The sequence below is a fragment of the Clostridium sp. DFI.1.208 genome (assembly GCF_024463855.1).
In the GTDB taxonomy this organism is placed as follows: domain Bacteria; phylum Bacillota_I; class Bacilli_A; order Erysipelotrichales; family Erysipelotrichaceae; genus Clostridium_AQ.
Genome location: NZ_JANGCA010000041.1, coordinates 1 through 13,708 on the forward strand (window position 1 = coordinate 1; position 13,708 = coordinate 13,708).

The following is a 13,708-nucleotide window of genomic DNA, read 5'->3' on the forward strand; positions in this document are numbered from 1 at the left end:
CACCATTTAGCCTCATCAAGTTTCTGTTCGTACGCTCAAAAGAATCGTTACACCACTTCCTTCACCCATGACATCACTATCAACGGCTTGTGGTTCACTACACTTGGCGGTAACTACCTGTGGTTGGTTTGTCTCCAACTGAATTTATGCCATGCCCGGCACACTAGCAAAAGGGCAGATGAGGGATAAAAATCCAACACCTTCCCTTGTATAAAGCATAATCGCAGCCCTATTCTTATTTTTCCCTGCTTCCATGTGAAGACAGGAAGGAATTCCTTTATTACTATTTACAATTATCCTCAATCAGCTTTCCATGTATGTTTACGCATCCTTCAACAACATAGGATATGCAATTCATCACCATATGGGAATCGTCTTCCATTTATAAAGCGTATCACTTATAATTACACGCTCTTTACTGCCGCAAGAAATGCACGAACTCTTTGCGCGCTTACGATCTCATATTCGGACGCATGCGGCTGTGGTGCATAGGAGAAGCTTACCGATTTACTAATCGTAGTCACATCCGCTTTCCAGTCCTTGCAGGAGGAATGCACCTGCCAAATTCCGGTTTCCGCCAGAAACTGCTGTACATTATCCGCATGCAGACCACTTCCTGCCAATAGCTCAATGCGGGAGCCATACGTGTTTTGCAGCTTCTTCAACAGCTTGAGCGCCTGCATGGCTTTGGGTTGCTGTCCACTTGTCAGAATACGGTCTACGCCGAGTGCAATCAGCGTTTCTATTGCAGCGAACGGATCCGGTGTACAGTCAAAGGCCCGATGGAATACCGCTGTTTTTCCTGCAGCATGAGCCAGTGCAATCAGTTGAGCACTCTGCTGCTCGTCTATGGTTCCATCCGCATGCAGACAGCCAAATACGATTCCATCCGCTCCATTTTTCAGCATTTCTTTAGCTTCGTCCAACAGCTGTGCAAAGTCTGCACGCTCATAACAGAAGCCTCCTCCACGGGGACGAACCATTGCCATGACGCTTAGCTGCGTGTGCTGCTTAACCAGCTTTAAAGAGCTGACACTCGGTGTCAGTCCTCCCATGTGTAAAGCACTGTTTAATTCAATACGGACAGCACCACCCTGCTCTGCCTGCAGTGCATCATCATAGCTGCCACAGCATATTTCTGTTTGTATTTTCATTGTAATCTCCTTTTCTGAAAGCCTTCCTGACGGTATCTGATGTCAAGGTCTTCGATTATGGCTATGGTATTCCTTAGTCTCATACCCTATTGAACGTGCCGTCAATCTCCATCGGTTGTGAATTTCCTATGCTTCCAGCCTGCTTTTCGCACAAAGCGATAATGATGTTCATCCGAGGCTGCAGCATCAAAGCGATAGCCCAGTCGGCAGAAGCGCTTTACATCTTCAAATTGCTGAATATTCTGCTCTGCCAGCCAGCGCACCATTTCTCCTCTTGCCATTTTCACATAGACACCCTTTTCTCTACGCTGCCCATCCTCCTCTTCCAGAAAGAATACGCTAACACAGTGTACACGATGATCCAGATGCCTTTTTATAAGCTTGCCGTACTGTTTACTGGATAAGTCCAGAATATGCTTATCCTCCTCAATCAGCCGTTGATAGGGCTTGCTTCCCCAGAAATCATAAAGGCTTGTACAAAAGGGTGTATGAAAGGGACTGTCCAGCTCTAAACGATAGGGAACTACGCCGTCAAAGGGCTCTAGAATTCCATACAGACCGGATAATATGCGAAGATGCTGTTCAGCATAGGCGAAGTATTCATCCGAAAAAAGGTCCGGTGCCATATAGCTGTATTGAATACCGTCAAAGCTAAGCAGTGCCGGCACACAGGAGGTGCTTACATCCATGTGCTGATAGCTGTTGTATGTCCATTCAGCAATGGCATCACTGCAGTTCAGCATAGCTTTTAATTCCTCCTGCTTCCTTGTTTTCAGATATGTGACAAGCCGCTTACTTTCCTGTAAAAAACACGGCATGCGCCTATGGTCCATATAATCAATTGTTGGACGTATTCGTTTTGCCGGAGCAATCAGTATCATCATGAGGCATCACCAAGAACAAGATACCATACTTCAAAGGAAAAAACAACTTTGCCGATAAGGTGATCACTACAGCGAACAGGCATTGTCCTGATCAAAAAGCCGCAGAAACTCCTCTGCAGCTCTTCATATATGTAGTATGTACCTTCTTCCTTTGTCAAGGCTAAAGCGGATGCTCTGCTTTGCTTAACATGCATCCGCAAATAGCTTTTGATACAGCATTGCTATTTGCTCCCGGGTGATGTCAATCCCTAAATTTTGCGGACTTCCGCTGCTTACTGCATCTTTACTCATCTTCTCAATACACTGCAGAAATCGTTCCCTGCTGATTCCACGTGCAGAAAGAGAAGGGATATGCAGAGCAGCAAGAAAAACCTCCATCGTCTTTATGAATACCTCTGCCCCATCCTCAGTATCACTATTTTTCGGTAGATGCAGGGCTGCGGATAATGCTTCCAGCTTTTCATGCATATGGGTATTTATGAAGTGCAGACAGTTCATCAGTAATACTGCGTTGGACTCCCCATGCGGGATATGAAACAGGGCACCGATTGGACGAGACATACCGTGTACGATTGTTACAGATGCATTATTAAAGGCAATCCCGGCCTCTAAGGCCGCAAGTGCCATTTCATTGCGCGCATCCAGATTATTCGGATTTTGCAGGGCCCTTTGAAGATTTCCTAAAATACGCTGTATCGCATTTACTGCATGCACACTGGAAAGCGGCTGTGCATGTACTGACAGATATGCTTCAATCGCATGACAAAGAGCATCCACGCCTGTAGCAGCAGTGACGATGGGAGGCACAGACAGTGTAAACGAAGGATCAACGATTGCTGCTGCAGGCATCAAAGAGCTTCCCTTCAACAGCATTTTAATATCTGTCTGTTCATCCGTGATAATCGTGAATTGCGTAACCTCGGAGCCCGTTCCTGCAGTTGTCGGTATAGCGATTATCGGCGGAAGTTTCTCAGTATATGATCGTCCCATGCACGCACATAGATTTTTTATCGTTTTTAAAACGCTCATCATAGCCACAGCCTTCGCACTGTCGATAACGGAACCGCCTCCAATGGCAATGATAAAGGTATTCTCTGGACATAGCGCATACGCATCATAGCCTTCCTGTATCATGCCTGTGGTAGGCTCACCCGTAACTCCGCTGAATATACGATAGTGAATCTGCAGCCTGTCCAGTATATCTGTAATACGCTGGACATTGCCAAGGCTTATCATAAGTGGATCTGTTACAATAAAAGCCGATGCTCCATATTCACAAAACAACTCCTCGCTCTGTTTCAATGCATCCATGCCGGTATATAATCTGGATGGCATCAAAAATTGATTGCTCATAAAATTCCCCTTTCTATGTCATATAATACCGGAAAATATCTCCAACAAGAGAAATCTCCGTATCGGTTAATTGTATATGAAAGATATCCTCCAACAGGCTGAGCTTACGCTTACAAAGATCAAAAATCTCATCGAGCTCCACATTTAAGGAATTATCAAATTGATTCCTGCATACAGCTCGTTCAGCCATAATCGACAGGTGTGTCAGAAATGGAATCAGTGTGATATTCTCTTTTGGCAGCTGCAGACCTTCAACAAGCTCCTGATAAATCGTATAGCCCAGCTTATACATTTTATCCGCACTTAAAAATTGCAGTTGATCCTTCAGCAGCATCTCAATCATATAATTGGGAACATCCTCGCTGCCTCCGGGATCCTGTTCATAATAAACAGAAATCAGATCACTTAATCTTTTCAAACCATTTTCAATGATAATCTCGTTTGTTGAAATAAAGGGTACATCCTCCATATGAAGATTAACAGTTCCTACGTTTGCAAGAATTCTGTAATCTGTAAAATTGATGCCGGCAGCACTGTCATGATTGCAGGTGAATAACGTGATACCGAAATCCTTTACTGCATGAAGTGTATCCTGTATGATCTTCTTCAATTTCACCGCTGTCCCTTCCCCGCTGAGACATGTGATAACAACTGCGGTTTTCTGTGACAGCTTCGTTTTTAACGCCCCACTGATATTTTTCGCGAGATAGGGCACATGATCCGATAGCTCCGCATGCAGTTCCTGAAGACTCAGATCCCCATTCATGCTTCTTCGTATCGCCTCCAGCAGCAGCGGCGTGTTCACCATACTGATGACCCTGCAATCGATGCCGGTTTTCTCAGATAGAATTTCACCAAAGGAGAGCAGAGACCCCATATCCACCATAAGTAATATTCCGCGGGAATGCGGGATCGCCTTCATCTTCTCTTCCACCTTATCGATAAAGGTGAGCGTATTCTCGTTCAAATCCATATCCATACTATACACATTCGAGCATTTTAAAAGCTCATTTGCGACCTTGACCATATGATAGGCAACACCGTCTCCATGAGACAAAACCAGTATGCTTATTTTTGACTCATTCCGCATTTTATCCATACATAAAAACATTGTCAGCATAAAGGTCTCATCGTCATTCAAACTGATATTCAGCTGGAATTCAATATCCTTCTTCATATTTTTTGCAACCATGAATTCAGTCGTGTTCTCACTTGCGATATCGATCGTATCCTTATTCAGAATGGTCTTGCGACTGGCATTTTCCACGAGTGAGGATATATGCAGGCAAATCGCTGTAAAGACCTCCTCGGACAGCTTGCGATTAATTTTTATTTCTGCATACTCAATCGCATTTTTCACAACCTGATATACACTGGAATTGATGATATTCAGCAGCTTATTCGCTGCGCTGCTTACCTGAAATTTTTTTGACAGCTTGTCTACATATTCATTCATATATGCTTTCAGCTTTTTGTTAATCAGGGCAGGATCGTCGTATTCACGGGAATATAAGGCAAATTTTTCGTTGATTTTCACATAGATGTTACCAGCCTGTATATGATCAAAGGATGTTGCGTTATAATGCTAATTTACAACAAGCGGTGTGTTTACAGCCAAATCATTTTCCTGCTTATTTTTATTCCAGTTGAGATAGCCGGAAATCACATCATTGCCAAGGTGCTCTCGGTCAATATGCAGAAATTTCTGATTTTGTGTACGATAATCCAGATATGCTCTTGCACAGATCATTTTGATATCCGCCATGAGCTGCCCTACATTCCCATTGCAGGAATAGGATAAAAGAGACTTCATAACGATGGGCTCGATAACCATTTCCACCTTGATCATATTGTACTCGATGGAGAAAAAGCGGACGATGAGATCATAGCGTTCATATATGGTTCGCTCACTCAGTGCCGGGATATCGATAATCATCGGAATCCTTCTTTTAAATGTATCCAATAGGCTCTCCGTCAGATTTGCTGTGGTTGCGCCGATAATCAAAACCTTTGCCTGATTCACCCGTGAGGAATCACCGATTCTACGATAGATTCCCTTATCCATGAGTAGAAACAGCATTTCCTGGCCTTCTACAGACAGGCGGTGGATTTCATCGAGAAACAAAATACCTCCATCTGCTTCCTTGACAAGACCTTCCTTATCCTCATTGGCTCCTGTAAAGGCACCCTTTATATAGCCGAAGAGCATACCGGTCAGCAGCTGTGGATTATCTGCATAGTCTGCACAGTTTAAAACCACAAAGCGCGCATTTTCTTTTAGTATGTGATTTGCCAACGCAAACTCAAACATCATTTCCGCCAGCATGGTCTTTCCAACCCCGGTAGGTCCATGCAGCAGGGTATGCAGCCCGTTGGGGGGATAAATCATAGCCGCCTTTGCTTTTTCCAGACACTGCTTTAAGCTATCCTCCGCACCGATTACCGAAGCAAAATAGTCAACCTCATCATCTGCTGTTTCTTCTGTATATGCCAAAGCACTGTTCAAATCTGAATAATCAAGCTCCGGAATCGTCCCTTGTTTCAATTCCGCCAATCGCTCCCTATCGAAATAGCGTACAGGTCGTCCTGCGATCCGAAGCAGGCGATGCTCCTGAACAAGCTCTTTTGTATGAGTCTGCACACAATCACGGCTGCAGCCAAGTGCTTTCTGGATGATTGCTGCATCAAAGCCGTTGAAGCCAAATTGAATCATCTCCACATCCACCTGCTTACTCTGCTGTTTTATAAATTCATAAATCTTTTCTTTCATGGTAGCCTCTCCTGCTTTTGTAATTATCAACCCCCATCCGCTGACGATACTTGCTCACTGTTCGCCTTGATATGCGAATCCCCTTATGCTGCAAAGCCTTTGCGATTTCCTCGTCCTTCCAGGGACTCTGCTCCTGTTCAATGATTTGCCGTATTTGCAATGCAATGCTTTGCTGTGTATGACCGCAATGCAGCGGATCGTTATTGAAAAAGATACGCATCGGATACACGTTATCCTGTACCTGAACATATTTATCACAAACAGCACGGGAAATCGTCGATTTATGCATATGAAGCCTGGTCCCCGCCTCCTGCATGGTCAACGGTCGCAACGTGCCATGACGATAAAAGAATTCCTCCTGCTCCTGAATGATGTATTCCATGATATGATACAGTGTAGTATTGCGCATGGTAATGGCGTCGTTGATCTGCCGAATTCTGGAAACATAGGCTTTTGCATATTCTTTGTATTCATACTGCATTGCTATGGAGGAAGGCTTTAATCGATAACAGGGCTGCCGTATTTCAATGCATAGGGCCGGCTGCAATGTTATGATGACATCCGGCTGAATATATGCGAAATCATCCTGCAGCTGTGCTGGGTATGGCTGACAGGAAAGAATGGATGCTTCTGCACGAAGAAGCTCCTCCCTGCTGCATTGCACTGCCAGCAGAAGCCTTTCACTCTGTCTGTTGAAATAAAACAGCTCCAGATAATGCTCTACGATACGTATAGCAGTCGGATCGGGATTACAAAGGCGCTGTAGCTGAAATAAAATAAAATCCTTTACATCCCTGCATCCAAGACCAGCCGGTTCACATATCTTCAGCTTTTCAATGGTGTCCAGAATTATCCTCCTTGCATAGCCTGCTTTTATAAAATCATCAATACATGCGTCCGCAAGAAATCCATGAGCATCGAGATTCATTAAAATCAGATCGGCGATATCCATATTACAGCCATGGATAAGCGCCAGCTGCTGCTTCAGCTCATCAAACAGGGTTCTTGTCTGAGCAAGCTGTTCAATCTGATTCCTGTTGTATTCGTTTCCTGCAGGAAGTGCTGCGTACTCTTCAAATTCAACCATTGGATTTTCTTCAATCTCCTTTACAATCGTGAGATCGATCTCAGAAGCCGGCATGCAAAGCATATGCAGACTAAACTGCTGCAGCTGACTCAGATACTGTGTCTGCTTCTGCTCATATTGCTCTTTCCATGTAAATTCCTGCGTACTTTTCATATCCCATCCTCTACTCAATTATTGTATCATAACATTATTACAAAGCGATATTACATTGTCGGATTCTGCAAGGCAAGGTCAATATCCAAATGATATTGACCTGATTTTTGTTAAAAAATTCCAATAAATGCACCAATCAGAGAAACAGCCAGAATGATGATCAGAATCATATTGTAGTTCTGACCTTTTTTACGGAAATACAGATAGATTCCCATAACAGCTATCAATGGAAGCAGTCCCGGACAGATACTGTCAAGAATATTCTGGATAACAAGCGGTTCCTTTGCGTTCGCCAGCTTGAATTTCAGAATTGTCTCAACCTTAATATAGCTGGCACTCAGAGCTCCCATCATGAATAGTCCCAGTATTGCGGTGGAGGTGATCACTTTGTTGATAATTCCATTATGCAGCATAAGGGCAACGGATTCCTTCCCCAGCTTATATCCGAAATGAATTACATAATATCCAATGATATACGTAACAAGTGCGAACAGAAGAGGTATAAAGGCCCCAATCAGACTGCCCTGCATTGCGAAGGTAACACCGATAGAGTAAAACAGCGGCTTCAGCGTCGCCCAGGTAAGGGTATCCCCGATTCCGGCCAAAGGTCCCATAAGCCCTGTTTTGATACTGGTAATCATTTCATCACCGATCATTTCCCCATTGGCCTTTTGTTCCTCCAGGGACAATGTGATACCGTGAATGACCGACCCGAAGATTCCTTCACTGTTATAAAACTGCAGATGACGCTGCAAAGCCTGCGCATATTCCTCTTTATCCGGATACAGCTTTTTCAGACAAGGTGTCATGCAGGCACAAAACGATAACGCCTGCATACGTTCAAAGGAATTTGAAATTTCCGGCTGCAGATACCATAGATTCCATGTTTTTGTAATATCCTTCTTTGTTAATTTTCTCTCCATATGTACTATCCCTCCGCGTTTTCTTTTTGCTGATCACCAATTACAAAGACAATGATAATTGCAATCAGCGTTCCAAAAATTGCTGCAGCCATCGTGTTGATTCCAAGGAAAATAATAGAGAAATATCCCAGGAAGAAGAAAGCAAGCAGCTTGGGTTTACCAAGTGTTACAATAACGATGGCAAATCCCAGAGCCGGCAGGATACCTCCAGCTACGTTCAATCCGGTCGTGATCCATGCAGGAAGAATATTCAGCAGATTCTGAATAGCATCCGGTCCTACCAGATTTGCGATGAATACTGGAGGAAAACGAAGCAGGAAGGCAAAAATCAGAGGATATATGGTTGCATTCAACCAGATTCCTTTTGTATTTCCGTTTTTGGCGTGCTTATCTGCATTATGTGTGAACTTCGCATTTCCGGTACGCCGAATCTGTTCAATCAAAGCGCCTGCAACACCAAGCGGTACTGCAAGTATAACAGCTTCCTCAGCAGACATCCCTGTACTTAAAGCAATCGGAATCGCGATAATTGCAGCCAGAGCCTCATCGGCTGGCATATTATTACCGGGTGAGATCATTCCAAGGTAAATCAACTCAATATAGGCACCAATTACCATCGCCGTAGGTATATCTCCATAGAAGAACCCCAAAATACCTGCGATCAGAATAGGCTGGCGAAGTGAACTGCTTAGTGTATATCCGATTTTTGTTGCTGCAAACCAGTAATAAACTCCGCAGAAGATTGCAATAGCGATACTTGTCATGAATACTTCCTCCTCACATTTTTATATCTGAAAACTGAATTCTTGTCTCATTTGGCAGAACCTGTACATCGATTTTCACACCGCTTGCATAGATTTCAGCTAAATCCCCATATTCCTGCTTGGATAGATACACCTGTCCTACAATCATCTTTTTCCCCGGCTCAGATGCAATACCGCCAATATTTAAGGCCGGATAGACAATTCCTCTTTCCAGACATTCCTTCGCATCTTGTACATTTCTGAATAGAAGGAACGCATTGCCGGAGCCAAATTCATTTTCTTTATAAAGCTGAACCGCCTGTTCCTTACTATAGACGTGAACCTTGATTTGCGGTGGTGCCGCCATGGTGTAAATACTTGACATAAACGGGTCTTTGCTTAATTCATCATTGATTATGATGATCTGAGATGCATTTGCCTGCTTCACCCATTTTGTTATTACCTGCCCATGTATCAGCCGATAATCGACACGAACCATTTTAATTGCAGCCATATATCTGAACCTCCTTTTTTTCGTAAAACTGTTTCAGACTCTGGATATGTATTTTCTGAAGGTAGCACAGCAGCTCCTGCTCATTCAGCTGCTTCAGATTCATGACAGCTTCAATCAGCAAAGCCAGATTCACTCCCGTAATCAGCGCGATGTTTTCACTTTTCATCAGTCCCATTGCTACATTACAGGGAGTGCCTCCAAACAAATCAACAAGCACGAGCGTCTTCTTATCCCCTATTTTTTCTTTCAAATCCTTCTGCAGATGCTCCAGTGACATCCCCTCCAAATAGGGGCAAACCTCAATGTCCTTTTGTGTACCGATAATCATTTCGGCACTGTTTTTCAAAGCCTCACTAAATACGCCATGTGTCGTAATTACGATTTTTTCAAACAAAACGAATGCCCCCTTATTCCATATTGGCATGGCGGGCATACAAATCATCATTGCTTTGATGTGTATACTCCTTCAAATACATTACCATGCTGTCGCATATCAGCCAGGTCAGCTGTTCAAAGGATGAACCGCGTGGCTGTATTGTACTTTTCTTTATATTGCGATCTGTCGTTTTGGATGTAATGCCGGGAATTGCAATATGACAGACTGCCAGCTTCCCAATGGTGCTCTGCGGGAAAATTGTAAGCAACGCTACACGGGCTCCCTGTGCTGTTGCTTTTTTTCCTGCCGCCACCAGAGAAGCAGTCTCACCGGAGCCGGAACAGATGATGAGAAGATCCCCCTGCTTAATTGGTGGTGTTGTCGGTTCACCAACAAATGCTACACGATAGCCCAGATGTAGCAATCGATTGGAGAATGCTCTGGCTGCAAATCCGGATCTTCCTGCACCAGCAACAAACACACGGTTTGCCTGCATGATTTCTTTTACAACCTGCTGTACCTCATCTTCACTCACAGCTTGTGCGTCGGTGTTTAATTCATTTAGAATAGCGGATAAGTTTTTACATGGTGTCATATGACAGCACGCTCCATCGCCTCTTTGATCCTTCTGGCTTCTTCTTTGGGATTCTTAGCCTGCGTAATACTTTTTCCAACAATGAGAATATCCGGATGATAGCTAAGATATTCCTGTACGGTACTGCTGTTAATACCTCCGGCAACTGCAATGCGGCAGTTTTTCACATACTGCTGGATTTCCTTTAAATCTTCGAGCGGTGTGCGTCCGAGCAGCTGCTGATCACTGCCTGTATGCACCGCTATGTAATCGACTCCCAATGCTTCCACATCCGCAACCGTTTTCCTGAAGTCCGGCACACAGATCATATCCACTACTGTCTTTTTCTCATACTGCTTTGCGGCCTTCACACATGCTGCTATCGTAGCACGATCCGTAACCCCCAGCATGGTGACATAATCAGCACCGCTTTCAAATGCCATTTCCGCTTCTTTTTTTCCGCCATCCATAATTTTCATATCTGCCAGAATTTCCTTTTCCGGAAACAATCTTCGCATCGTGCGAACTCCTTCCATCCCAACAGATAATACAAAAGGCGTACCTATTTCAATAATATCAACATATTCCTGTATCTGCTCAATGCACCTTACAGCATCATCAAGATGGATACCATCATAAGCCAACTGCAGTTTCATTTTTGATTTCCTCCTTTATGTGATAATACGCAGCCACTACCTTATCAATCAGTGCCGGATTTTCATCCAGAACAGAATAATGAGCTACCGCCTCCCGGATTCCATGTGTTTCGATATATTCCTGAATTTCAACAGCCTGCGCCTCCCCCTGATTTCGATAAAGATAAGCCGCAGCAAGACCTTCACATAATGCAGTATTGGCTAATCCATTTCTAGCACATTCAACGATTGGAAGCACCAGGCGGTCATTTGCCGCTATTTTGCGAATAGGACTTCTGCATACACGCGTTATATCATCATACACGCCCGGTGTGATATAACGCCGTATGGTGTAATCAATAAATGCCTCCAGCTCTTCCTTTGCGAATCCATGCTTTAAGGCAATCAAATCTGCAGCCTCCTGCATGGCTTTTTCAACCCGGTTACAGATTGCCTTATCCTCAAAGCATTCACGCACATACCTCTTATGGTAAAGCCAGCCAAAATAACCACCGATACAATGCGCTGAATTCACAATAAACAGCTTACGCTCGATATACTTTTGCAAATGGCTGGTATACAATCCGCCTTCAATTGGATGCTCTTTTCGGTCAAGCAACTCATTTTCCGCAATCACAAGCTCATAATCATCTGCGATTTTAACAAATTTATGCCCGTTTTCTTCCCCATCAATAACCATTCTTGCAATAGCCGTATTAACAAATACTGCGGATTGCTGTATTTGCTCCACATCATCTTTGGCAAGCTTCAATACCTCCTCCTTTAGCATAGTTGATGCAAAAATTGCATTTTCACATGCCAATACCTGTACGCTGTCCTTCTTTAAACGTTGGCGCAGCAGCAGGCCTTCACAAATCAATGGTGCGATTTTAGGCAGATTGTTTGGCCAGACAGAAGTGGTGATTACATCACAGTGCGCAAGTTCCCAAAGCAGCTGTTCCTTATCGTCTATCGTTGAAAGAGCACAGACATGATCGATATGCAGCGGTTGCAAATCATGGTTAATCAGCTGCAGATCATACCCTTGATCCTCGTTGATCATATCGATCAGCTCTTCATTCACATCTGCGAATACGACCTCATATCCGGAAGCATGCAAACGTTCCCCGATAAAACCTCGTCCAATACTACCAGCACCAAAATGTACAGCTTTTCTCATAATTCTCCTCCTTTCATTCTTTTACGGTTCCTACCGCTCACCCTATTTGTTAGCAACCAGCGTGCCGCAAGATATAGAAAGACACTATTTTTTCAATATTTATATGAAAAATATGTAGAATGACGTAGTTTTATCATAAAAAAAGAATGCACTTTTTAATTCTAACGAATTTCTGCATTCTTCATTTTTATTTATTCCTATTCAGTCTCTCTTTTAAAGCATCATATGTATCACATTCCAGAATTTGGATGACTGCATCATCAATCTGCAGATCGGATAAGGTATTCTCCCAATCGTCATCAATACCATACTTGTGGACAATCAATGATTTTAATAATGTCCTTTTGCCCTTCTCAAGCCCTTTTTCGATTCCTTTCTCAATTCCTTTTTCAATCCCCTGTTCAAGTCCCTGCTCCATACCTTCTTTAAAGCCTTTCGCAAGACCTAGCTTTTCAGCTTCAGCCGTTTGCTCCTTCAGATTGGCGTCTACTGCACGCTGCGCAAATTCTATCGATTCCGCCCAGCTGAATAACGGACCATCCTCTCGCATTTCATTATATTTTTCCACAGCAACCTTCACCATCCTTCTCTTCATGTTTAGTATAACATCATCCGGATTATATGCAAGTACATAGCAGAAGGTTTCAAACTCTGTCAGGTTTTCTACGCCTCCCACTTCCCTGATGCGCTGTCTGATCAGCGGTAAAAATACAATCGCACGATGCAGCGTACCGTTTGGCTCCTCCCGGTTATCCTCATCCTTTACCGTGTAATGACGGATCATACGTCCTGTATCGTTTGGTCTGCAATTCAGAAAAATGATCTGGTAAAACGGCTTCAGCCTTGTGTAATCATCCCCCTGCTTCAGCTGTCTGCCGACCAGTCGGTAGCCATACTGCTGAAAACGCAGCTGTTCCTCCCTCGTGTATCCGGATACCTGCATTTCCAAATCATAAAAATGACCTGTCTCATCCTCCAACACAACATCCAGCACCGCTCGTTTTCCAAAAAAGACTTCCGGTAACAGCTCCGGATTCAACACCCTTGTCTTTTGAACCTTCAATCCGTAAATTTCTTCAATGATCCTGCTTCTCAGCATTTCAGAGTCCGCATCCTCTCCAATCAGCATATACTTGAAAAAAACATCATTGTGAAAGGGGATCGGATACTCCCTTTCCTTCCCTTTTTCCATAGGTGGAGCCCTCCTTTTTTTCTTATACACTCTTATATACGTAGGAAAAGGGCAAAACTCCTAAATTTTATGAAAAAAAAATTAAAAACCTTTATCTGTACATAAAAAAATCAGATGATAAAGCAAGCCTGAATCTAAGAAAATTTCATTTATTTATCCGCTGACCGTAT

General features: G+C 43.6%; 14 protein-coding genes. All 14 read right to left on the reverse strand.

Going from position 1 to position 13,708, the window contains the following annotated elements; translation table 11 throughout:
- Positions 1-404: 404 nt before the first annotated feature.
- The 14 genes from NE665_RS17470 to NE665_RS17535 all read right to left on the reverse strand — a co-directional run bounded on the left by NE665_RS17470 (position 405) and on the right by NE665_RS17535 (position 13,538).
- Positions 405-1,154, reverse strand: coding sequence for a copper homeostasis protein CutC (locus NE665_RS17470; protein WP_117444941.1), 750 nt, complete (start codon positions 1,152-1,154; stop codon positions 405-407).
- A gap of 101 nt (positions 1,155-1,255) precedes the next feature.
- Positions 1,256-2,038 carry a peroxide stress protein YaaA gene (gene yaaA / locus NE665_RS17475; protein ID WP_117444942.1) on the reverse strand — a complete coding sequence of 261 codons (783 nt, stop codon included), beginning with the start codon at positions 2,036-2,038 and terminating at the stop codon, positions 1,256-1,258.
- Between the two features lie 183 nt (positions 2,039-2,221).
- Positions 2,222-3,391: an iron-containing alcohol dehydrogenase gene (locus NE665_RS17480; protein ID WP_117444944.1), complete on the reverse strand. Its 1,170-nt coding sequence runs from the start codon at positions 3,389-3,391 to the stop codon at positions 2,222-2,224.
- A 13-nt stretch (positions 3,392-3,404) separates the two neighbouring features.
- Complete coding sequence (locus tag NE665_RS17485) at positions 3,405-4,928, reverse strand: PRD domain-containing protein (protein ID WP_117444945.1); 1,524 nt, start codon at positions 4,926-4,928, stop codon at positions 3,405-3,407.
- 48 nt (positions 4,929-4,976) lie between these two features.
- Complete coding sequence (locus NE665_RS17490; RefSeq protein WP_117444946.1) at positions 4,977-6,161, reverse strand: sigma 54-interacting transcriptional regulator; 1,185 nt, start codon at positions 6,159-6,161, stop codon at positions 4,977-4,979.
- On the reverse strand, positions 6,142-7,401 hold the full coding sequence (locus NE665_RS17495) for a hypothetical protein (RefSeq protein WP_117444947.1): 1,260 nt from the start codon (positions 7,399-7,401) through the stop codon (positions 6,142-6,144). Before NE665_RS17495 ends, NE665_RS17490 begins: the two co-directional genes overlap by 20 nt.
- Before the next feature lie 110 nt (positions 7,402-7,511).
- Positions 7,512-8,324 carry a PTS system mannose/fructose/sorbose family transporter subunit IID gene (locus tag NE665_RS17500; RefSeq protein ID WP_117444948.1) on the reverse strand — a complete coding sequence of 271 codons (813 nt, stop codon included), beginning with the start codon at positions 8,322-8,324 and terminating at the stop codon, positions 7,512-7,514.
- Between the two features lie 5 nt (positions 8,325-8,329).
- A complete protein-coding gene (locus NE665_RS17505) occupies positions 8,330-9,088 on the reverse strand; it encodes a PTS sugar transporter subunit IIC (RefSeq protein ID WP_117444949.1) in 759 nt (252 codons plus the stop codon).
- A gap of 13 nt (positions 9,089-9,101) precedes the next feature.
- Positions 9,102-9,581: a PTS sugar transporter subunit IIB gene (locus tag NE665_RS17510; protein WP_117444950.1), complete on the reverse strand. Its 480-nt coding sequence runs from the start codon at positions 9,579-9,581 to the stop codon at positions 9,102-9,104.
- A complete protein-coding gene (locus NE665_RS17515) occupies positions 9,568-9,975 on the reverse strand; it encodes a PTS sugar transporter subunit IIA (RefSeq protein WP_178759771.1) in 408 nt (135 codons plus the stop codon). Before NE665_RS17515 ends, NE665_RS17510 begins: the two co-directional genes overlap by 14 nt.
- Before the next feature lie 13 nt (positions 9,976-9,988).
- A complete protein-coding gene (gene hxlB, locus NE665_RS17520) occupies positions 9,989-10,552 on the reverse strand; it encodes a 6-phospho-3-hexuloisomerase (RefSeq protein WP_117444952.1) in 564 nt (187 codons plus the stop codon).
- Positions 10,549-11,187 (reverse strand): 3-hexulose-6-phosphate synthase, encoded by a 639-nt coding sequence (gene hxlA / locus NE665_RS17525; protein ID WP_117444953.1) that lies wholly within the window; start codon positions 11,185-11,187, stop codon positions 10,549-10,551. Before hxlA ends, hxlB begins: the two co-directional genes overlap by 4 nt.
- Complete coding sequence (locus tag NE665_RS17530; RefSeq protein ID WP_117444954.1) at positions 11,165-12,346, reverse strand: mannitol dehydrogenase; 1,182 nt, start codon at positions 12,344-12,346, stop codon at positions 11,165-11,167. The genes hxlA and NE665_RS17530 overlap by 23 nt, the downstream gene beginning before the upstream one ends.
- Positions 12,347-12,533: 187 nt before the next feature.
- A complete protein-coding gene (locus NE665_RS17535) occupies positions 12,534-13,538 on the reverse strand; it encodes a PD-(D/E)XK nuclease family transposase (RefSeq protein WP_256302586.1) in 1,005 nt (334 codons plus the stop codon).
- Positions 13,539-13,708 lie beyond the last annotated feature (170 nt).